Annotated in this window: 12 protein-coding genes, 1 tRNA gene and 1 rRNA gene; 12 read left to right on the forward strand and 2 right to left on the reverse strand. The window is 68.3% G+C overall.

All coding sequences use genetic code 11. From position 1 onward, the window contains the following. From rrf to FHS42_RS21860, 3 genes are all read left to right on the forward strand, one after another. A 5S ribosomal RNA gene (gene rrf, locus FHS42_RS21850) occupies positions 1-87 on the forward strand; the annotation flags it as partial. 103 nt (positions 88-190) lie between these two features. Then, a complete protein-coding gene (locus FHS42_RS21855) occupies positions 191-889 on the forward strand; it encodes a DegT/DnrJ/EryC1/StrS family aminotransferase (protein ID WP_184574518.1) in 699 nt (232 codons plus the stop codon). 87 nt (positions 890-976) lie between these two features. After that, positions 977-1,052, forward strand: a tRNA-Thr gene (locus FHS42_RS21860). A 65-nt stretch (positions 1,053-1,117) separates the two neighbouring features. Here the strand turns inward: FHS42_RS21860 and FHS42_RS21865 are convergent. Then, on the reverse strand, positions 1,118-3,754 hold the full coding sequence (locus tag FHS42_RS21865; protein WP_184574849.1) for a SpoIIE family protein phosphatase: 2,637 nt from the start codon (positions 3,752-3,754) through the stop codon (positions 1,118-1,120). 250 nt (positions 3,755-4,004) lie between these two features. Between FHS42_RS21865 and FHS42_RS21870 the strand changes: the two genes are divergently transcribed. The 9 genes from FHS42_RS21870 (at position 4,005) to FHS42_RS21910 (ending at position 19,661) form a co-directional block, all read left to right on the forward strand. Next, positions 4,005-9,539: a HAMP domain-containing protein gene (locus tag FHS42_RS21870; protein WP_184574520.1), complete on the forward strand. Its 5,535-nt coding sequence runs from the start codon at positions 4,005-4,007 to the stop codon at positions 9,537-9,539. A gap of 282 nt (positions 9,540-9,821) precedes the next feature. Further along, on the forward strand, positions 9,822-10,499 hold the full coding sequence (locus FHS42_RS21875; protein ID WP_184574522.1) for a response regulator: 678 nt from the start codon (positions 9,822-9,824) through the stop codon (positions 10,497-10,499). Between the two features lie 780 nt (positions 10,500-11,279). Then, complete coding sequence (locus FHS42_RS21880; RefSeq protein WP_184574524.1) at positions 11,280-14,159, forward strand: DNA translocase FtsK; 2,880 nt, start codon at positions 11,280-11,282, stop codon at positions 14,157-14,159. 189 nt (positions 14,160-14,348) lie between these two features. Continuing rightward, the gene (locus tag FHS42_RS21885) at positions 14,349-15,158 is read left to right on the forward strand and encodes a helix-turn-helix domain-containing protein (RefSeq protein ID WP_184574851.1); all 810 of its coding nucleotides are present in this window, start codon (positions 14,349-14,351) and stop codon (positions 15,156-15,158) included. A gap of 121 nt (positions 15,159-15,279) precedes the next feature. Further along, a complete protein-coding gene (gene rimO, locus FHS42_RS21890; RefSeq protein WP_184574526.1) occupies positions 15,280-16,782 on the forward strand; it encodes a 30S ribosomal protein S12 methylthiotransferase RimO in 1,503 nt (500 codons plus the stop codon). After that, on the forward strand, positions 16,779-17,495 hold the full coding sequence (gene pgsA, locus FHS42_RS21895; protein ID WP_184574528.1) for a CDP-diacylglycerol--glycerol-3-phosphate 3-phosphatidyltransferase: 717 nt from the start codon (positions 16,779-16,781) through the stop codon (positions 17,493-17,495). The genes rimO and pgsA overlap by 4 nt, the downstream gene beginning before the upstream one ends. Before the next feature lie 220 nt (positions 17,496-17,715). Beyond that, positions 17,716-18,279, forward strand: a complete 564-nt coding sequence (locus FHS42_RS21900) for a CinA family protein (protein ID WP_184574853.1) — start codon at positions 17,716-17,718, stop codon at positions 18,277-18,279. Between the two features lie 109 nt (positions 18,280-18,388). Next, on the forward strand, positions 18,389-18,772 hold the full coding sequence (locus tag FHS42_RS21905; protein WP_184574530.1) for a helix-turn-helix domain-containing protein: 384 nt from the start codon (positions 18,389-18,391) through the stop codon (positions 18,770-18,772). 409 nt (positions 18,773-19,181) lie between these two features. Continuing rightward, on the forward strand, positions 19,182-19,661 hold the full coding sequence (locus tag FHS42_RS21910) for a Dps family protein (protein WP_184574532.1): 480 nt from the start codon (positions 19,182-19,184) through the stop codon (positions 19,659-19,661). A gap of 1,349 nt (positions 19,662-21,010) precedes the next feature. On the opposite strand, the gene FHS42_RS21915 is transcribed toward FHS42_RS21910, so the two are convergent. Further along, positions 21,011-21,889, reverse strand: coding sequence for an Fpg/Nei family DNA glycosylase (locus tag FHS42_RS21915; RefSeq protein ID WP_184574534.1), 879 nt, complete (start codon positions 21,887-21,889; stop codon positions 21,011-21,013). Positions 21,890-21,923 lie beyond the last annotated feature (34 nt).

The following is a 21,923-nucleotide window of genomic DNA, read 5'->3' on the forward strand; positions in this document are numbered from 1 at the left end:
GGTTACATTTCGAACCCGGAAGCTAAGCCTTTCAGCGCCGATGGTACTGCAGGGGGGACCCTGTGGGAGAGTAGGACGCCGCCGAACAATCTTTGTAAAGAGCCTTGTTGGGACTTCGGTCTCAGCAAGGCTCTTTTGCGTTGTGCCCCAGGTCACTCGGCGTTCACGTTCTCTGGGCACCATCTCAGTCATGGGGACACCAGCGGATGAGCTGCGATACGAGCTGGCACGGGCGGGCGTACGAGCCGGCGACGAGGTGATCGTGCCCTCGTACGACGTGTGCGAGACGGCCCACGTGGCGCTGTCGATGGGCGCTGAACCAGTGTTCACCGATATAGATCCGGCGACCTTTTGCGTCGCCCCGGCCGCTGTGGACGCCGCGGTGAGCGAGCGCACCGCCGCGATCGTGGCCGTGCACACCTTCGGTCATCCTGCGGACATGGCGATGCTGGCCGCACTGGGACAGCGGCATGACGTGCCAGTCGTCGGGCACGGGATGCACGCGGAGCCGACCGCCGCCATCGCGCGGCGGCAGGCGCACGCCCGCTACCTCAGCGCCCGACTCAAAGGCGTGTGTGCGCCTCCCGTGCGGCAGGGGGCGGTGCACGGATTTCAGCAGTACGTGGTGCGGGTGCCGGGTAACGGCCGGCCGGACCGGGACGCGTTCGCGCGGATGCTGCGGGCTCGCGGCGTGCATTGCAGGGTGCCCGTGCAGACGCCGGTGCACCGCAGCGCGGCGTTCCGTCGCGAGCTGTGGCTCGCCGAGACGGAGCGGGCCTCTGACGAGTGTCTGGCACTGCCCGTCGCAGCCGATATGACGCGGCGGGACTTGCAGCGCGTCGTAGCCGTGTGCAATGGCCTCGGCGGGCTCCTTCAACCTGCTGCGTGACGCGCATGCCGGGTAGAGCAGCGTGGCCATGCGCCGGGCGTGGTCGGAAACGCGCGTGAGTTCGGGTAAGATCCTTTCTATTGCTGCGCCCCAATAGCTCAGTCGGTAGAGCGTCTCCATGGTAAGGAGAAGGTCTACGGTTCGATTCCGTATTGGGGCTCCATATATGTGAGGCCCTCGCCGGAAGGCGGGGGCCTCACTGCGTTGCAGGGCGTGGTTATCGCCCTATCAACTGTTCTGCGGTTCGAGCTGTGGCTCGGGGACGCGCATGGCGAGAATGGCCATGTCGTCCGAGGCGGGCTCCGCGGCGAACCGTTCCACCGCGCGCAGGACACGGGAGGCCACCGCGCCCGCGGTCAGGCCCGTACACGTGGTGAGGACGTCGATCAGACCGTCATCGCCGAGCATGCGGGTTCCCTCGCGGCGTTCGGTCACCCCATCAGTGACGCACAGCAGCACATCGCCGGGGGCGAGCGTCACTGTTTGCTCGTACAGTTCCAGGTCGTCCATGACGCCCAGCAGCGGTTGGGGTTCGGCAGCGGCTTCCACGGTGCCGTCTTGGCGCAACCGCAGGGGGAGCGGATGCCCAGCGCAGACGACCTTGAGTACGGCGCTGCCATCGGGCTGGGGCCACAACTCGCCGTACAGGAGGGTCAGGAAGCGACTGCGGGCCCCCTCGTCGAGGATGGCGGCATTCAGACGCTCCAGGACGGCGGGGCCGCTGAAGCCCTCGCGGGCGAGCAGGCGGAGCGCGTGCCGGGCAAGGCCGGTGACGGCGGCAGCCTCCGGGCCCGTACCGCACACATCACCGATCGCGAAGCCGTAGGCGCCGTCGCGGATGGGGAACAGGTCGTAGAAGTCGCCGCCGACCTCGTTGCCCTCACCCGCGGCGCGGTAGATGACCTCGACCTCGACGCCGGGCACCTCGGGCAGCTCCGGTGGCAGCAGGCTGCGCTGAAGAGACTGGCTGATGGCGGTGCGCTCGGAGTAGAGACGGGCGTTGTCCAGGGCGAGGGCTGCCCGGCGGGAGAGGTCTTCGGCAAGTTCGAGGATCTCCTGGCGGAAGTGTTCGTCGGTGGGCTTGCCGAGGGTCAGCATGCCGATGACGCGATTGCGGGCCACCAGCGGGAGCACTACCGTTTCTCCACCTACGGCAGCGGCTGTTGCCAGCGACGTACCCGGTCCGGTGGCCGGCCGTACCGAGTCCCCGAGGCCCAGGCTGCGAAGTGAGGTGCGCAGCGCGGCGGCGTGGGCCGCCTCCGAAGGCGCCGTCCACACCTGAGCTCCCGGCGTGGTCACCGGCTCCGGTGGCTCTACCTTCGACAGCAGCGCCTTGAGGCCGTCGATGCGGTCCTCGTCCTCGTGGAGCACGTAGGAGAGTTCGGGCTCGGCGGCCTGGTCGGCGATGGTGTACACCGCGCACCAGGTGGCCAGCGTGGGCACCGTCATTTGGGCCATCAGCGCGAGCGTCTGGTCCCGGTCCAAGGTTCCGGCGAGCAGGTCGGACGCCTCGACCAGGAAGGAGAGCGAGCCGCGACGCAGCCGCTCCAACTCGGTCAGCCGGGCGGACTCGACGGCCAGCGCGATCCGGTCGGCGGCGAACTGGAGCCGTAGCGCCTCCTCGTTGCTGTACCGGCCGGGCCCCTCTGCCGCGACGCCGAGAGAGCCGGTCAGCCGGCCTTCGACCTTGAGCGGCACCGTCACCACCGAGCGCATACCGGTGTTGCTGAGCAGCGGAACGGCGCCAGGGACGGCGCTGAGGTCTTCATGGACGGCGGGCATGCGGGCCGAGCCGTACCGTCCAGAGCCCGCCTCGACGGGCACTCGGGCGAATCGTTGCCGGGCCGATGGCAGCCCCGTGGATGCGCGTACCTCAAGCTCGGTCTCGTCGTCGGTGGCCAGCAGTAGATAGGCGCTGTCGCCGTCGAGCATGTCGCGGGCTCGTTCCACGGTGCGCTGTAGCAGGCCGTCCAGGTCGTCGGGGGCGGGGGAGCCGATGAATACCTCGAAGGCGTCGGCCGATGTGCCGCGTTCGGAGCTGCCCTGGCGGTCGGATGAGGGGACGCGCATCGGACTTTGCAGCACGGCGCGTTCATTCTCGCGTACGACCAGACAGACGGTGGAGGGCTCGCCTTGGGCGTCGCGGACGCGCAGGTGCGAGGCGTAGACGGGGATGACGCGGCCAGCGGCGTCGCGGATGCCGTACGAACCCTCCCAGCGCGAGAGTTGGAGGGCATCGACGATGCCGGTGCTGGTGCCGGGGGTGTGCGGCCAGGCGGCGAAGTCGGTGAGCTGTTCACCGATGGCTTGCTCGGGGCTGAAGCCGAACAACTCCTGGGCGTCCTCGTTCCAGGAGCTGATGCTGCCGAGGCGGTCGATTTGGATCACCGCGACCCGCACCCGGGCATCGGCTACGGGGAGTGCTTCGATGGGTAGCGCGGGGCCGGCGGAGCGGGTGCCGGCGGGGCGGTCGGGCAGGTCGAGCTGGAACCAGACCTGTTTGTGGGTCGCGGTGTACTCCACGCCCCAGCGGGAGGCGAGGGCTGCGCACAGCAGCAGACCACGCCCGCCCTCTCGGTCCGGGCTGCCGAACTGGACGCCGGCGCTTTGGAGCGGGACCTCGCGCTCCGGATAGCGGTCGCCGACCTCGATGCGTACGCCCGTATCGGTACGCAGGCACACCACGTCGGCGGCTGTTCCGGCATGAACCACCGCATTGGTGACAAGCTCGCTGGTCAGGACGACGGCGTCATCGACGACCTCGGTCAGGCCCCACCCCTGGAGTGTGTCCCGAACAAAAGCCCGGGCTGAGGCGACCGAGCGGCCCACGGGGTCGAAGGTGGCGGCTGCCCGCGCGGTGATCACAGGTCTCCTCATACGTGTCTCGGCGATCTGCTCACCCATGTCGCAGCGCCCCTCCGATGCCCTAGCTGAATGCCAGGTTACTTACCTTCGCCGTGCGCGCGGATGCTGGTCGCCAGTGATTCCACCCTGAGTGCGTCCCCGACTGTGTGCGATGCTGCCGAACTGTTATGGCCAGGCTGGGCCATGGTGAAACACTGGGAAGGCTCAAAAGAGAGCCTGACGAGGTCGGCGACCCTGCGGGAGGCACACGGTGGAGTCTGGCGCAGCCGCGCGGGGCACGAGCACGCGCGCAAAAAGCGGACGTACCCGTACGAACGGGACGATCGAGGTAGATACGGTGGCGCTGAATCGGCTACTGACGGCGCTGACCGCTATGCGGGACGGCAATTTCCGTAAACGCCTTACGGTCTCGGGCGAGGGCGTCATGTCCGAGATCGCCGCCGTTTTCAACGAGGTCGCGGATCGTAATTTGCACCTCACCGGCGAATTGGCGCGGGTGCGCCGCGTCGCCGGGCGTGAGGGAAAACTCACCGAGCGCCTTGAGGTCGGCGCTTGTGAGGGGGCTTGGGCGGCGGCGATCGATGCGTCCAATGCCTTGGTGGACGATCTCGTACGCCCCGCCTCCGAGGTCGGGCGGGTGCTGTCCGCGGTCGCCGAGGGCGACCTGGAGCAGCGGATGGATCTGCGCTCGCGGGGGGCGGATGGTTCCGCGCACCCGCTGCGCGGCGAATTCCTGAAGGTCGGGCGAACCGTCAATGGGCTCGTGGACCAGCTCTCGGTGTTCACCGACGAGGTGACGCGGGTAGCGAGCGAGGTCGGCACGGAGGGCAAGCTCGGTGGTCAGGCGCGGGTGCGTGGCATGTCGGGGTCCTGGAAGGACCTGACCGACTCGGTCAACACCATGGCGTCCCGGCTGACGGCACAGGTGCGTGACATCGCCCTGGTGACCACGGCGGTTGCCAAGGGCGACCTGTCGCGCAAGGTCACGGTGCATGTGGCCGGGGAGATGTTGGAGCTGAAGAACACCGTCAACACGATGGTGGATCAGCTCTCCTCATTCGCGTCCGAGGTGACCCGGGTTGCCCGTGAGGTCGGAACCGAGGGCGAGCTGGGCGGCCAGGCGCAGGTGCCGGGTGTGGCCGGGGTGTGGAAGGACCTGACTGACTCGGTCAACTTGATGGCCGGCAATTTGACCGCGCAGGTGCGTGGCATCGCGCAGGTGACCACGGCGGTCGCCAACGGTGACCTGTCGCAGAAGGTCACGGTGAGTGCGCGCGGCGAGGTCGCGCAGCTGGCGGACACGATCAACACCATGACCGAGACGCTACGTACGTTCGCGGACGAGGTCACCCGGGTGGCGAGCGAGGTCGGCGCGGAGGGAGTGCTGGGCGGTCAGGCGCAGGTGCCGGGCGCGGCGGGGACGTGGAAGGACCTCACGGACTCGGTTAACACCGCCTTTCGGAACGTGACCACGCAGGTGCGGGACATCGCGCAGGTCACGACGGCGGTGGCCAATGGCGACCTGGGGCAGAAGGTCACCGTCGATGTGTCCGGCGAAATGCTGGAGCTGAAGAACACCGTGAACACGATGGTGGACCAGCTCTCTTCGTTCGGCGCCGAGGTGACCCGGGTCGCGCGGGAGATCGGGGTCGAGGGCGAGCTGGGTGGTCAGGCGCAGGTGCCGGGCGCGGCGGGGACGTGGAAGGACCTCACGGACTCGGTCAATACCGCCTTCCGTAACCTCACCGGCCAGGTGCGTAACATCGCTCAGGTGACCACGGCGGTGGCCAACGGCGATCTGTCGCAGAAGGTCACCGTGGACGTCTCCGGCGAGATGCTCCAGCTGAAGAACACCGTGAACACCATGGTGGATCAGCTCTCCTCGTTTGCCGACCAGCTCACGCGGATGGCCCGGGACGTGGGCACCGAGGGGCGGCTCGGCGGCCAGGCCCGGGTGGACGGCGTCAGCGGCACCTGGAAGGAGTTGACGGACTCCGTCAACTTCATGGCCGGGAATTTGACGTCGCAGGTGCGGCAGATCGCTCAGGTGACCACGGCGGTGGCGCGCGGTGATCTGTCGCAGAAGATCGACGTGGACGCGCGCGGGGAGATCCTGGAGCTGAAGAACACCATCAACACGATGGTTGATCAGCTTTCGGCCTTCGCTGAGCAGGTCACCAGGGTGGCCCGCGAGGTGGGTACCGATGGCAGGCTGGGCGGTCAGGCGCAGGTGCCCGGTGTGGCCGGAGTGTGGCGTGACCTGACCGACTCGGTGAACGGAATGGCGGGGAATCTGACCGCTCAGGTACGTAAAATCGCGCAGGTCGCCACTGCGGTGGCGCGCGGAGATCTGTCGCAAAAGATTGACGTGGACGCGCGCGGCGAGATCTTGGAGTTGAAGAACACCCTCAACACGATGGTGGACCAGCTCTCTTCCTTTGCCGAGCAGGTCACGCGGGTAGCGCGCGAGGTGGGTACCGAGGGCATGCTCGGGGGGCAGGCCGAGGTGCAAGGCGTCTCGGGCACCTGGAAGGACCTCACGCAGTCGGTGAACTTCATGGCGAACAACCTGACCTCTCAGGTGCGTAACATCGCCGAGGTCACCACCGCAGTCGCCGAGGGCGACCTGTCGAAGAAGATCACGGTGGATGCCAAGGGCGAGATTTTGGCGCTGGTCACCACGGTCAACACGATGGTGGACCAGCTTTCGTCCTTCGCTGAGCAGGTCACCCGCGTCGCCCGCGAGGTGGGCACCGAGGGACAGCTCGGCGGGCAGGCGCGGGTGCCGGGCGTGACGGGCATCTGGAAGGACCTGAGCGACAACGTCAACCTGATGGCCAACAACCTGACGATCCAGGTCCGCAATATCTCGCAGGTCTCGGGCGCGGTCGCCAACGGCGATCTGACCAAGAAGGTCACCGTCGAGGCGCGTGGTGAGGTTGCGCAGCTCGCCGACACGGTGAACACCATGGTCACGACGCTGTCCTCGTTTGCGGACGAGGTGACGCGGGTGGCCCGCGAGGTGGGTACCGAGGGGCGGCTTGGCGGCCAGGCCCGCGTGCCGGGGGTCAGCGGCACCTGGAAGGAGTTGACGGACTCCGTCAACTTCATGGCCGGGAATTTGACGTCGCAGGTGCGGCAGATCGCTCAGGTGACCACGGCGGTGGCGCGCGGTGATCTGTCGCAGAAGATCGACGTGGACGCGCGGGGCGAGATCCTGGAGCTGAAGACGACGATCAACACGATGGTTGATCAGCTTTCGTCGTTCGCTGAGCAGGTCACCAGGGTGGCCCGTGAGGTGGGTACGGAGGGGCAACTCGGTGGGCAGGCCATGGTGCGGGATGTGGCCGGCACCTGGCAGGACCTGACCGTGTCGGTGAACGAGATGGCCGGCAACCTCACCCGCCAGGTGCGGGCCATCGCCGAGGTGGCCACCGCGGTGACCCGCGGTGATCTGAACCTCAAGATCGAAGCGGATGCGGCGGGCGAGATCCTGGAGCTTCAGGACAACGTCAACACGATGATCGCCAACCTGCGCGAGACCACCTTGGCCAACAAGGAGCAGGACTGGCTCAAGGGCAACCTGGCCCGGATCTCCGGCCTGATGCAGGGGCGCCGCGATCTGGAGGACGTGGCCCGACTGATCATGAGCGAACTGACGCCGGTGGTCACTGCCCAACACGGTGCGTTCTTCCTGGCCACGCCGACCAGTGACGCGCTGGACGCGACCCAAGACACCGGCGACGGGTCCGCGGCCGGCGGGTATGAGCTGCGCATGATCGGTGGGTACGGCTACTCCAAGCGCGACATGCCCACCACCTTCACCCCCGGCGACGGGCTGATCGGAACGGCCGCCGAGGAGAAGCGCACGATCTTGATCGAGAACGTCCCGGCCGGCTACCTCAAGATCGGTTCCGGGCTGGGTGACGCGCCTCCGGCGCAGGTCATCGTGTTGCCGGTGCTCTTCGAGGGGCAGGTCCTCGGCGTGATCGAACTGGCCTCCTTCCAGCCGTTCACCCAGATCCAAAAGGACTTCCTCAACCAGATCGCCGAGATGATCGGCACCAGCGTCAACACCATCAGCGTCAACACCAAGACCGAGGTGCTGCTCAAACAGTCACAGGAGCTGACCGAGCAGTTGCGCGAGCGGTCGGCAGAGTTGGAGAACCGACAAAAGGCGCTCCAGGCCTCCAACGCGGAACTGGAGGAGAAGTCGAAGCGGCTGGCCCGGCAGAACCGCGACATCGAGGTCAAGAACACCGAGATCGAAGAGGCCAGGCAGGTGCTGGAGGAGCGCGCCGAGCAACTGGCCAACTCGATGCGCTACAAGTCGGAGTTCTTGGCCAACATGTCGCACGAGCTGCGCACGCCGCTCAACTCGCTGCTCATCTTGGCCAAGCTGCTGGCCGACAACGCGGAGGGCAACCTCTCTCCCAAGCAGGTGGAGTTCGCCGAGACCATCCACGGGGCCGGGTCCGACCTGCTCCAGCTCATCAACGACATCCTCGACCTGTCCAAGGTCGAGGCGGGCAAGATGGACGTCAGCCCGACCCGGATCGCGGTGGTCCAGCTCGTGGACTATGTGGAGGCCACATTCCGGCCGCTCACGACGGAGAAGGGCCTGGACTTCTCGGTACGGGTCTCGCCGGAACTGCCCGCAACACTGCACACCGACGAGCAGCGGCTGCTCCAGGTGCTGCGTAATCTGCTGTCCAACGCCGTGAAGTTCACCGACGCGGGTGCGGTGGAGTTGGTCATCAGGTCGGCCGGGGCGGATGTGCCGGACGCCATCAGGGAGCAACTCCTCGAACACGGCACGTTGCGCGACGCCGACTCCGACATGATCGCCTTCTCGGTCACCGATACCGGCATCGGCATCGCCGCCAGCAAGATGCGGGTCATTTTCGAGGCGTTCAAGCAGGCGGACGGCACGACCAGCCGTAAGTACGGCGGAACGGGCCTTGGCCTGTCCATCAGCCGGGAGATCGCCAGGTTGCTCGGTGGTGAGATCCACGCCGACAGCGAGCCGGGCCGTGGCTCCACGTTCACGCTCTACCTGCCGCTGCACCCGGGCGGTCTGCCCCCGCACGGCTACCCGGAGCTAGCCTCCGGCGGCCTCGCGGTGCTGGGCGTGCAGGCTGCGGCGCCGCTGGCCCTTGAGCCGCCGGCCAGCGAGGAGGCCGCAGACGAGGCGGCGGGCGACACGGCGCAGCGGCAGCAGACCGGCACGGAGCGGAGCGGCCAGGCAGGGGCAGCCCCGAGCGGCGCGAGCGCCCCACGAGCGGGCGGCCGGCGCCCGACCTTGCAGGAGCAGCGGCGGGCCCGTAGCGCGGTGGGCGCACAGCCGCCCGAGCCGTGGCTCCTGTCGGGGCAGGATCTCGTCGCCCAACCCAGCGGCAGCGCTGGATTCCAGGGCGAGAAGGTCCTCATTGTGGACGACGACATCCGCAATGTGTTCGCGCTGACGAGCGTGCTGGAGCAGCACGGGCTACAGGTGTTGTACGCGGAGAACGGGCGCGAGGGGATTGAAGTCCTGGAGCAGCATGACGATGTGGTGCTGGTGCTGATGGACATCATGATGCCCGAGATGGATGGTTACGCGACGACGGCGGCGATCCGCCGGATGCCGCAGTTCGCCGGGTTGCCCATCGTCGCGTTGACCGCGAAGGCGATGAAGGGGGACCGGGAAAAGACCATCGATGCGGGCGCATCCGACTACGTGACGAAGCCGGTGGACACTGATCACCTGCTGACGGTGATGAAGCACTGGATGCGCGGGGAGTGACGCACAGTACGCAGGACAAGCCGATGCCCCGTGGTCTGTTGACGGACTGTGGCCAAAGACGCGTGGAACGCGGCATTCGGGGAACCTTCTGGTCTCCCACCGCGTTTTCGCTACGTGCACAGTGACATCGTGGTGACAGGGTGTGGCGAGCCGCGGGGTACGGCTACCATGACCGGCACAAGGGCGGGCGGCGTAAGGGAGTCGCCCCCTGGGGCGGCGCCCGGTGCATCCCCCGGCACTTCGAGCTGGGGGGACCCCATGCCGGGGCGAGGAGGACGAGGCATGGTGCAGAAGGCCAAGATCCTCCTGGTCGATGACCGGCCGGAGAATCTGCTGGCGTTGGAGGCCATTCTCTCCGCGCTGGATCAGACACTGGTACGGGCATCGTCAGGGGAGGAAGCGCTCAAGGCGCTGTTGACGGATGACTTCGCGGTCATCCTGTTGGACGTTCAAATGCCCGGTATGGATGGCTTCGAGACGGCCGCGCACATCAAGCGCCGGGAGCGGACTCGGGACATTCCGATCATCTTCCTCACGGCGATCAACCATGGCCCGCACCACACGTTCCGTGGTTATGCGGCGGGCGCCGTGGATTACATCTCCAAGCCGTTCGATCCGTGGGTGCTCCGCGCGAAGGTGTCGGTCTTCGTCGAGCTATACATGAAGAACTGCCAACTGCGGGAGCAGGCGGGGCTGCTGCGGCTCCAACTGGAAAATGGCCAGCAGTCCGTCACGGAGAACAAAGAGCCGGCAGGTCTGCTCGCCGAACTGTCCGCCCGGCTCGCGGCCGTGGAAGAGCAGGCCGAGGCGCTGTCCAAGCAGCTCCATGAGTCGTCGGACGCGGCTGCCGTGGCCACCGCCGCACACCTGGAACGCAAGCTCACTGGGCTGCGCAGGGCCCTGGACGCGCTGGAACCTGGTACGGGCAATGGCGCCAGCGCGTTGCCATCGCCGAACTGACCGACCACGTACAGCCCGACCACGTACAGCCCAGCCGCACGCAGTGGAGCGGTACGCAGTCCGGCCTGTACGCAGCTACGCAGCTTCCTAGTGAGGGGCCGCGCTGACTGGCCCGAGGTTTTGACGGGCCCGCGTCGTGGTTGGGGGGTTTGGCCCGTCTCTACTGGCCCGCCAGATGTGTCTGAGGGGCAGCGGGGTCGTGCAGTCCCCCTGTGGGCGCGTACCGTTCGGCCGCCGAGACGTGCCGTCCGGATGCGGGTGACCGCCCCGGCCGTCAGCACGCCGCCTCGGCCGGCGGCCCAGCCTGCACTACGGGGCCCAACCAGCCGAGTTGCGGGTGCCGGCCGCTGTGCTGGCTCCTCGCTCGGTGTCTCGCCCTGGGGGTCGTTCGGCTGACCGCTGAGGCTTGGCGGCCTTGCGGCTGCGGGCCGCGGCCTCTGTTGCCGTGTCGGCGTTTCGCTGCGCGCCATGCCGGTGATCGGTGGCTGGCCGCTGATCAGTTCTCTTCTGCCGCACCGCTCCTGACGCCCGATCGCATTTGTCATGCCGGCGCGAAGCGCCCTCACGCGCCTTCGTGCCGTGTGTTCGCCCCCCCGCCCCCTGTCCCCCTTGCTCCCCTTGTTGCCTTCCCTTCCCTGCACATCCCTGGGCTTTCCTGCGCTCCCCTTCGTTACTCCCTGGATCTCCCTGGATCTCTCCCCTGTCTCCTCAGTTGCTTCTGCCGCAGCGGATACCGCGGCCGTGCGTGCCCCATACGGCTGACGCGGGTAATCTCGGCGCATGGCTTCTCGTACGTCCGGCAAGGGTTCCCAGAGCGCGGCGGGCACCTCGAAGCAGCCCGCCGGACGCGCCGGGGGAGCCGCTAAGAAGGCACCCGCAAAGCCCGTGAAGAAGGCGGCGGCCACGAAGGCGCCCGCCAAAAGGTCCGCCGCGCCCGCGAAGAAGGCCCCGGCGAAGAAGGCCGCGGTCAAACCGGCCGCATCGTCTCCCCATGGCGTGCTGCGTGTGCTGCGCGCGATCTGGCGGGGGCTCGCCTGCCCGGTCGGGGCGATGTTCCGGGGGGTGGGACGTGGTGCGCGCGGTCTCGACCCGGCGCACCGCAAGGACGGCCTGGCGCTGCTGCTGTTCGGGGTGGCGCTCGTGGTCGCCGCGGGCACCTGGTCAAACCTGGACGGCCCGGTCGGCGATCTCGTCGAGATGCTGGTGACCGGCACGTTCGGACGACTCGACTTGGTGGTGCCGATACTGTTCGCGGTCGTCGCCGCGCGGCTGTTTCGGCACCCGGAGAAGCCCGAAGCGAACGGGCGCATCGTCATCGGCCTGTCCGCGCTCGTCCTCGGCGTGCTGGGTCAGGTGCACATCGCCTGCGGCGCGCCGGGCCGGGACGAGGGCACCGAGGCCATGCAGGACGCTGGTGGGCTGATCGGCTGGGCCGCGTCGGAACCGCTGATCTTCACGGTGCGCGAGGCACTCGCCGTGGCACTGCTGGCTTTGGTGACGATCTTTGGCCTGCTCGTGGTCACCGCCACACCGGTCAACACCATTCCGCAGCGGCTACGTCAACTGCTGGTCAGGCTCGGGCTCATTGACGACACCGCGCGGCGCCAGCTGGACGCGGCCGACGCCCTTGCCGATGCCGATGCCGACGCCGATGGCTATGACGAGGACGATTACGCCGGGGAATGGCGGCAGAGCGCTGTCAGGCGCCCCCGGCGCGCGGCACTGGGGCGCGGCGGTGACGCCGGGGTGGGCCACGACCCGGGGCGTGCCGAAGAGGAGGCGCTCAACAAGCGACGTAAACCGCGCCGTGGCTCCGCCGCTTTGGACCCCGACGACGTGGCGCCGCCGCGGAGGGGGCCGATGGACGCGGTCGATGTGGCCGCCGCTGCCGCCGCCGCGCTGGACGGGGCGGTACTGCACGGTGTGCAGCCCTCGCCTCTGGTTGCCGGGCTCAGCAGCGGCATCTCCACGGAGCACGAGGCGGGCACACCCTCGGCGCGGGGCGCGGGGCGCGGGGCGGTGGCAGGTGGGGGCCGCTCGGCTGCCGCCGGGCAGCGGGTCGGCCAACTGGGCGACGCCGTGGAGCAGGTGCCCGATCTCACCCGGGCCACGCCCGAACCCCCGGCCCTGCCCGAGCACTCCGGGGGCCTTCAGCCGCGCGCCGAACAGTTGCAGCTCTCCGGTGACATCACCTACGCGCTGCCCTCGCTCGACCTACTGGAGCGCGGTGGCCCCGGTAAGACGCGCAGCGCGGCCAACGATGCCGTGGTGGCGTCGCTGACGACGGTGTTCACGGAGTTCAAGGTGGATGCCTCGGTCACCGGCTTTACCCGTGGCCCCACGGTCACGCGCTACGAAGTGGAGCTGGGCCCGGCCGTGAAGGTCGAGCGGATCACGGCGCTGGCCAAGAACATCGCGTACGCCGTCGCCAGCCCTGATGTCCGCATCATCAGCCCGATCCCCGGAAAGTCCGCGGTCGGCATTGAAATTCCCAACACGGACCGCGAGATGGTCAACGTCGGTGACGTGCTGCGGCTGGCCGATGCCGCCGGGGACGAGCATCCGATGCTGGTGGCGCTCGGCAAGGACGTCGAGGGTGGCTATGTGATGGCCAATCTGGCGAAGATGCCGCACGTGCTGGTCGCGGGGGCGACCGGGTCGGGTAAGTCCTCGTGCATCAACTGCCTGATCACCTCCGTCATGCTCCGGGCAACGCCAGAGGATGTGCGCATGGTGCTCGTGGACCCCAAGCGCGTCGAGCTCACCGCTTACGAGGGCATTCCGCACCTGATCACGCCCATCATCACCAACCCGAAGCGGGCCGCTGAGGCGTTGCAGTGGGTGGTACGCGAGATGGACCTGCGGTACGACGACCTGGCCGCGTACGGCTTCCGGCACATCGACGACTTCAACGCCGCGGTGCGCTCGGGCAAGGTCAGCCCGCCTGACGGGAGCGAGCGCGAGCTGTCCCCGTACCCGTATCTGCTGGTCATCGTGGACGAGCTGGCGGATCTGATGATGGTGGCGCCGCGCGATGTGGAGGACTCGATCGTGCGTATCACGCAGCTTGCGCGGGCCGCCGGCATCCATTTGGTGCTTGCCACGCAGCGGCCATCGGTCGATGTCGTCACCGGTTTGATCAAGGCGAATGTGCCGTCCCGGCTCGCGTTCGCGACCTCATCGCTCGCCGACAGCCGGGTCATTCTCGATCAGCCCGGAGCGGAAAAGCTCATTGGCAAGGGTGACGGTCTGTTCCTGCCGATGGGTGCGAACAAACCCGTCCGGATGCAGGGCGCCTTCGTCACCGAGGAGGAGGTGAGCGCCGTGGTCAAGCACTGCAAGGACCAGATGGCGCCGGTCTTCCGGGACGACGTGACGGTGGGGACGGCGAAGAAGAAGGAGATCGACGAGGACATCGGCGACGACCTCGACCTGCTGTGTCAGGCGGCCGAACTGGTGGTCTCCACCCAATTCGGTTCGACTTCGATGCTTCAGCGCAAGCTGCGTGTGGGCTTCGCGAAGGCGGGCAGGCTCATGGATCTGATGGAGTCGCGGAACATCGTCGGCCCCACCGAGGGGTCAAAGGCCCGCGACGTTCTCGTCAAACCGGACGAATTGGACGGGGTTATCGCCGTGATCCGCGGCGGAGAACAGTCGTAATCAACTTGCGGGCAACCGTTTCCTGCGCTGATACGTCAAGTTGAGGGAGAAACCGGATGCTGCCCACAGCCGTGTCCTACGTGGCCATTCCGATGGCGTACAAACTCCGGCCTCCCGCTTGCCCGACCCTTTCGTACCACCCCTAGACTGAACCTCCAGCAGGTGGCTACACGCTCGAAAGGCACCCTCGTGTCCATCGGCAACTCCCCCGCAGACGACGACCGTCCTTCCATTGGCCGGGTCCTTCAGCAGGCCCGTATCGGCGCACGGCTGACCGTAGACGAGGTCAGCACCGCCACCCGGGTGCGCATCCCCATCGTGCACGGCATCGAACAGGATGACTTCTCTCGCTGCGGCGGCGACGTCTACGCCAGGGGGCACATTCGTTCGCTCGCGCGCGCTGTCGGGGTGGACCCCGGGCCGCTCATCACCCAGTACGACGAGGAACACGGCGGCCGGCCCGAGCCCACCGCTGCCGCGCCGCTCTTCGAAGCCGAGCGCATCCGTTCCGAACCGCGCCGCCCGAACTGGACCGCCGCGATGGTTGCCGCGATCGTGGCCGTCGTCGGATTCGTCGGGTTCACACTGGTCAGCGGCGGTGGCGACGGTGAGGGCAGCACGGTGGCCGAGGGCACCGAGTCCGCCAAGCCGACCGCGTCGAACGGCAAGCCCACCCCGACCAAGCCCGCCGACCCCAAGCCTGATCCGTCCGACAGCGCCATCGCCGGAGTGCCCGCCAACAAGGTGATGGTCAAGCTGACCGCGGCCAACCGGCAGGCCTGGATCTCCGCGAAGGACCACAACGGGCGGCTGCTCCACGTCGGAGTGCTCCAGCAGGGCGTCTCCAAGACCTTCACCGACCCCAAGCGCATTGATCTGGTGCTCGGTGACGCCGGTGCCGTACAGCTCTTCGTCAACGGCAAGGAAGTCAAGAACGTCGGTGAAGACGGGCAGGTCCAGCGCCTGACCTACACCAAGGGAGACCCCGAGGCGGGCTGATCGAGCCGGGCTCGCGCGGGGCGCCGGGCGGTACCAGTAGTGCTGCCCCCAAGAACACCGGGTGGGTGCTCGGTGTGCCCTTGGAGATGGGACAGGTGCCGGAACAAAGTAGTCTGAGCGTATGCCCGAACGCCGTACCGTCGCCCTTGTCACTCTTGGCTGCGCCCGTAACGAGGTGGACTCGGAGGAGCTTGCAGGCCGCTTGGCAGCGGATGGCTGGGAGCTCGTCGAGGAAGCCGGCGAAGCTGATGTCGCCGTCGTCAACACCTGCGGATTCGTCGAGGCCGCAAAGAAAGACTCGGTCGATGCCCTGCTGGAAGCGAACGACCTGAAGGAACACGGCCGCACCCAGGCCGTCGTCGCGGTCGGCTGCATGGCCGAGAGATACGGCAAAGAGCTGGCCGAAGCGCTGCCGGAGGCCGATGGCGTGCTCGGATTCGACGACTACGCCGACATCTCCGACCGGCTGCGCACCATCCTTGCCGGGGGCGTGCACGCCGCGCACACCCCGCGTGATCGGCGCAAGCTACTGCCGATCAGCCCCGCGGAGCGCCAGGCTGCGGCGGTGGCGCTGCCTGGCCACGGCGACGTGGCGGCCGAGTCGAACGAGGGGCCGCGGGTCGATCTGGCCGACCTACCGGCGGGTGTCGCCCCCGCGTCCGGGCCGCGGGCACCGCTCCGTCGCCGGTTGGGCACCAGCCCCGTCGCCTCGGTGAAGCTCGCATCCGGCTGCGACCGGCGTTGCTCCTTTTGCGCCATCCCCTCCTTCCGCGGCTCCTTCATCTCGCGCCGCCCCGCCGATGTGCTCACCGAGACGCGCTGGCTCGCCGAGCAGGGCGTGAAGGAGATCATGCTGGTCTCCGAGAACAACACCTCCTACGGCAAGGACCTCGGCGACATCCGGCTGCTGGAGACGCTGCTGCCAGAGCTCGCGGCGGTGGATGGCATCGAGCGGGTGCGGGTGAGCTACCTCCAGCCCGCCGAGATGCGCCCCGGGCTGATCGACGTGCTCACCTCTACGGAGAACGTCGCGCCCTACTTCGACCTCTCCTTCCAGCACAGCGCCCCCACGGTGCTGCGCGCCATGCGCAGGTTCGGCGACACCGACCGCTTCTTGGACCTGCTCGGCCAGATTCGGGCCAAGGCTCCGCAGGCCGGAGCGCGCTCCAACTTCATCGTGGGCTTCCCCGGCGAGAGCGAGTCGGACCTCGCGGAGCTGGAGCGCTTCATCACCGAGGCCCGACTGGATGCCATCGGCGTCTTCGGGTACTCCGATGAGGACGGCACCGAGGCGGCCACTTACGGAGACAAACTCGACCCGGAACTGGTCGCCGAGCGCTTGGAGCGGATCTCCCGGCTCGCCGAGGAGCTCACGACGCAGCGAGCGGAGGAGCGCCTGGGCGAGACCGTACGGGTGCTCGTGGACCGCGTGGACGAGGCCGATGGCGTCATAGGGCGCGGAGCGCATCAGGCGCCGGAGACCGACGGGCACACGGTCCTGCTGACCGACCAAGCATTGCTGCCCGGCCGTATGGTCGAGGCCAAGGTGGTCGCGACGGAGGGCGTGGACCTCGTCGCGGAGCTGGTAGCCGACGAGCAGTATTCCGAGGGGGTGGGCAGATGACCGGAGTCCCGGCCTCCGCAGCGGGAGGCGCCCGTGCGGCGACGGTGTCCGCCCGGACGGTCGGGCTGTGGAACATCGCCAACATCCTCACCATGATGCGGCTCGTCCTGGTGCCCGGATTCGTGCTGTTGATGCTGCATGGCGACGGGTACGACCCGGCCTGGCGCTCCTTCGCCTGGGCGGCGTTCTCGGTGGCGATGATCACCGACCTCTTCGACGGCCAGCTCGCCCGGCGCTACAACCTGGTCACCGACTTCGGGAAGATCGCCGACCCGATAGCGGACAAGGCGATCATGGGTACGGCGCTGATCTGTCTGTCTGTGCTGTCCGACCTGCCTTGGTGGGTCACCGGCGTGATCCTCTTCCGGGAGGTCGGCATCACGCTGATGCGCTTTTGGGTGATCAAGCACGGCGTCATTCCGGCCAGCCGCGGCGGCAAGATGAAGACGTTGGCGCAGGGGACGGCGGTGGGGATGTATATCCTCGCGCTGACCGGGCCGCTTGCCACGCTCCGATTCTGGGTCATGGCGGTGGCCGTACTGCTCACGGTGGTGACCGGCCTGGATTACGTACGCCAGGCCATCGTGTTGCGCAGGGCGGGCATCGCGGCCGAGCGGGCGCGGCCGACGCCGGACGGGAAGACGGACGTCGAGCCGGACACGCGGCTGGGTTCTGGCTCGGGCACTGACTCGAACAGGGAAACAGTGCGGTGAGCTGACGTGTTGGGGGAACACGGGAGGCCGGGAGAGGCTCGGTAGCCGTGTCGGCGGGGCTTCGTCTGGCCTCGCGGGGGGCGGCGGAAGCACGCTCTTGCATGGTGCGCGGGAGATCGGTGGGGTGATGGTGGCGAACAATGCGCAGGGGGCAGGCGAGGTTCTCGGCACGGACGGCTCCACGGCGGTAGCCGGGCCCGCAGTGCCCGATGGTGCCTCGATGCCCGAAGACCGCTCGCTGTCCGATGCAGCGATCGCGGACCGTGCGCGACAGGGGACTCTCGCGGCGGATGTGCTATCGGCGCTCGGCAGCCGAGGCGAGAGCGTGGCGGTGGCTGAATCGCTCACGGGCGGACTGCTCGCCGCCGCGTTGACCGACGCCCCAGGAGCCTCGCGGTGCTTCCGCGGTTCGATCACGGCGTACGCCACCGACCTGAAGGCCGGCCTCCTGGGCGTGGCCGAGGCGCTGCTGGCCGAGCGGGGTGCGGTAGACGCCGAGGTCGCGGCGCAGATGGCACAGGGCGTACGACGGGTCATGGGCACCGACTGGGGAGCCGCCACGACGGGGGTCGCCGGACCAGAGCCGCAGGACGGCCAACCGGTGGGCACTGTCCACATCGCGGTCGCCGGGCCGGGCGGCGCGGCGGTAACGGCGGAGCTGAAGCTGGCCGGAAGTCGTACCGAGATCCGCGCCCGAAGCGTCACATCCACCCTCGAACTGCTGCAGAGCGAATTGATTGAGAATGCGAGGGCACAGGATACGGAACAGGGTGGGCAGATTTGATGTTTGCAGCCCTGAGTGAACACGCCATCGCCCCCCGCACGGGCGCAGCCCGAGGCGGTACGGTGGGGCGAGAAGGAACCGGATACGCGGTCCGAGGAGGGAGCCAGCGATGATTCTGCTCCGTCGCCTGCTGGGTGACGTGCTGCGCCGACAGCGTCAGCGCCAGGGCCGGACGCTGCGCGAGGTCTCCTCGTCCGCCCGGGTATCCCTGGGCTATCTCTCAGAGGTCGAGCGAGGACAGAAGGAAGCGTCCTCCGAACTGCTCTCCGCCATCTGCGATGCCTTGGACGTACGGATGTCCCAGGTGATGCGCGAGGTGAGCGACGAGTTGGCGCTGGCCGAGCTGGCGCGGTCCGCCGCGGCGAGCGAGCCCGTGCCTGCTCCGATGCGGCCACGCCTGAATTCCGTGTCGGTGACCTCGGTGACATCCGTCCCCGAGGAACGGGTGACCATCAAGGCGCCTGCCGAGGCCGTGGACGTGGTCGCGGCGTAGGCGCCCACTTGCCGGCTGTCCGATCAGCCGCACACATGCTCCACCAGTAAGCCCCGTCCGGGTCGCCGGACGGGGCTTACTGGTATCTCGGGGGTGGAGTGTGGGGTAGGGCGGCTGGGCCGGACGTGGGCCGCGATGTGGGGGCGCGTTGTGGGGGTGCGTGGGGGTGTGGGGTGGGGACGGCGCTGGGGCTCGGTGTGGGGGCGCGCAGCGTGGTGTGCGCCGATGTCGCGGGGCTTGGTGTGGGGCGTGGGGCTTGGTGTGCGGAGATGAGTGGAGGTGGGGGCTGGGGGTAGGTGATCGACCTGTTGGTGAGGTGCTTCATTTTGGCCATATGCCACGTATGACTGGGTACGCGGGAGTATGGGAAAATGAAGAAAGGGACTTATCCGTCAAACAGGAGGTATTCATGTCTGTCGTTAAGAGCCCGCTGCCCGAGGCAGACCGCAAGATCGTCGGTGACGCCCTCCAGGGTGCGTTGGTGGACTTGGTGGATCTGTCTCTGGTGGCCAAGCAGGTGCATTGGAACGTAGTCGGGCCCCGGTTCCGTTCCGTCCACTTGCAGCTTGACGATGTGGTGGACACAGCACGCACGCACACTGACACGGTGGCCGAGCGCGCCTCCGCGATCGGAGTGTCCCCCGATGGCCGGGCGGAGAGTGTCGCCAAGACGAGCGGCATCGACACCGTCAAGGGCGGCTGGATCAAGGACACGGACGCCGTACAGATCCTGGTTACGGCGTTGAACGCGGTCATTAGCCGGATGCGCGAGCGCATCGGGGCGACGGACGAGCCGGACCCGGTAACGCAGGACCTCCTGATCGGCCTGACCGCCGACCTGGAGAAGCATGCCTGGATGTTCCAGGCGGAGACGGTCTCTGCTGACTGAGCCGGCTACGTCGCCTTCTGAACTGCGCAGATAAGCGTTTCGAGCGTGCGTGCCGGGACGTGTGAGCAGAGCTACCCGTTGGCGCGATACGAGAGCGTACGACAGGGCATGGACGGCTTGGCCGGTCCTTGGCAAGGATTGCCACCGGGCGGTACCGAGCGGCGGGCCGCGTGATGGCGCGCACCGCAGCGAGTGCGGGAGCCCAGCGAGCGCGGCCAGGTGAACGGCGACTCTGTTGTTGGTCTGACGTTCGGTGGACGGCGACCTCGGACGGGTGAACGGCGGCCCCGGCCCCGCCGAGAAGCGGTGTCGGGGCCGCCGTGTGTGGTGGTGCGCGGGACTGCGGGCCGTGCGCAGGAAGAAGCCGCGGCGCACGGCGCAGAGACGGCGCGGTGAAGGTCTGGGGTTCGGCGAGGGGGCGGCGCGGCGGGGGGAGGCGATTCGGCGAGGGGGCGGCGCGGTTGCTTGTTTGGTGGCCGGGAGAAGCCAGCGACCTTCTTGCCCTTCATCAGCGGTGCCCCGTCGCAGAGTGGCGCAGAGGGGCCTTCAGTGGCGACGGACGGTGACGTGCTGGATACGTTGTGGATGCGGCCGGGGGGTCGCCGGGCGAAACTGAAACGGTGGGCCCCGCGGCCCCGTGGGTGACACGGGGCACGGTGGCTGGAGCGCGACAGCGGGAAGGTGCTCGGACATGTCAGTTGAGCCGATACGTGCCCTACGGCCCCACTTGCGGACACATGTCAAAGGACGGCGACGGATGAGCCGGGGGAGCGGCCGGGGGCGATGGGGGTGCTCTGTAAGTCCGGGGCGTCGTGTGGGTGAAGATCAACGTAAGTTCGGGGAGTGGGCGACGGCCGGCGGTGCCTGAGCCGGCCCGGCTGGCCGTCGTGCTGCTGCTGGGTGGCGCGTGGTGGTGGGCCGCGCTCCGGATGGTCTCCGAGTCCGCGCAGTCGGGGCCGCTGGAGGGCCTGCTGATCGCGGGTAGCTGGGGGCTCAGCCTGCTGCCTGTGCACTGTGCGCCGTACGCCCGCCGCGCCGGGACCAGGCGGAGGACGGGACGCAGCACACAGGCGGCGCACCTGGAGCCCCCGCCGCCACCGCCGCCGGCTCCTCCGGGGTGTGGCTGGCCGACCGATGAGCGGCCTCCGCCTTAGGGAAACGCCATATGTCGCGGTGCGTGCGCCGTGGAAGAGCTGTTGTCGGTGGGCCGGGCTCGGCCCTGCATTGTCTGCTGAGGGCTACTTCTGCGGCCCCGTTCCCTGCCCCGCACTTCTTGTCCACGAATCCCTGACGCCTTGCTTCGTCGTGGTCTCGCTGGTGCTGGTGCTTCGTTTGCTGGCGTTTTGTTGTTACGGCGCTGACGCGGGGTCGGGCACGGGCCCTGGCTGGCAGTGAGGACACCAGTAGGTCACGCGTGCCTGGGAGCCAGCGGGCTCGCGAATGCTGCCCTGTTCGGTGATGCGAATGGTGGTGCCGCAGCGTACGCAGGGCCTCCCGGCGCGACCGTAGACCCACAGCTGGTGATTGGGGTGGCGCTCGGCAGTGGTGACCCGGGTCGAGCGGGTCTTGTTGACCTCCAGCAGCTTCTTGGCCAGCGTCATCAGCCGCTCGCGCTGGGCGGCGCCAAGGTCTGACACCGGAAGCCAGGGGCTGACGCGAAGGAGGAAGCACAGTTCTGCCTTGTACACATTGCCGATCCCCGCGAGGTTGCGCTGGTCGAGTAGGGCCTCTCCGAGCGGGCGACGGGGTTCGGCCAGCAGCCGGCGTAGTGCTTCTTCCGGGTCCCAGTCCGGGCCCAGCAGATCGGGGCCGAGGTGACCGGTAACGGTGTGCTCGTCGGCGGTACGGAGCAGGGCGAGCACGGGCAGTCGGTAGCCTACGGCGGTGCGGTCGGCGACGCCCAGGATGGCCCGGATCTGGTGCCCTGGGCCGCCGCGCCAGCGTTCTCCGGTGCCGTAGACGTACCAGGCGCCGTCCATCCGCAGATGCGAATGGAGCGTCAGACCGCCCTCAATGCGGGTGAGCAGGTGCTTGCCGCGCGGGATGACCTCCCGTACCTGGCGACCGGTCAAATCGACTGCGGGCAGGCTGGGACGGCGTCGGCCGCGCGCATCTGGCCGCAGCGTGGCGCCCGTTGGGGCACGCAGCTCCCAGCGGGTCAGCGGCTTACCTGCCAAGGCGGCGTGCAGGCGCGCTGCGGTGCGCCAGACGGTGTCTCCCTCGGGCATGAGGCCATCATGCATGCCGCCGCCGCTCGGCCAC

Source organism: Streptomyces zagrosensis (assembly GCF_014203645.1).
In the GTDB taxonomy this organism is placed as follows: Bacteria; Actinomycetota; Actinomycetes; order Streptomycetales; family Streptomycetaceae; genus Streptomyces; species Streptomyces zagrosensis.

Coding starts and splice junctions, on each gene's coding strand:
- FHS42_RS21855 (WP_184574518.1), top strand. CDS start 191: ATGGGGACACCAGCGGATGAGCTGCGATACGAGCTGGCACGGGCGGGC.
- FHS42_RS21875 (WP_184574522.1), top strand. CDS start 9,822: ATGGTGCAGAAGGCCAAGATCCTCCTGGTCGATGACCGGCCGGAGAAT.
- FHS42_RS21880 (WP_184574524.1), top strand. CDS start 11,280: ATGGCTTCTCGTACGTCCGGCAAGGGTTCCCAGAGCGCGGCGGGCACC.
- rimO (WP_184574526.1), top strand. CDS start 15,280: ATGCCCGAACGCCGTACCGTCGCCCTTGTCACTCTTGGCTGCGCCCGT.
- pgsA (WP_184574528.1), top strand. CDS start 16,779: ATGACCGGAGTCCCGGCCTCCGCAGCGGGAGGCGCCCGTGCGGCGACG.
- FHS42_RS21900 (WP_184574853.1), top strand. CDS start 17,716: ATGCCCGAAGACCGCTCGCTGTCCGATGCAGCGATCGCGGACCGTGCG.
- FHS42_RS21905 (WP_184574530.1), top strand. CDS start 18,389: ATGATTCTGCTCCGTCGCCTGCTGGGTGACGTGCTGCGCCGACAGCGT.
- FHS42_RS21910 (WP_184574532.1), top strand. CDS start 19,182: ATGTCTGTCGTTAAGAGCCCGCTGCCCGAGGCAGACCGCAAGATCGTC.
- FHS42_RS21915 (WP_184574534.1), bottom strand. CDS start 21,889: ATGCCCGAGGGAGACACCGTCTGGCGCACCGCAGCGCGCCTGCACGCC.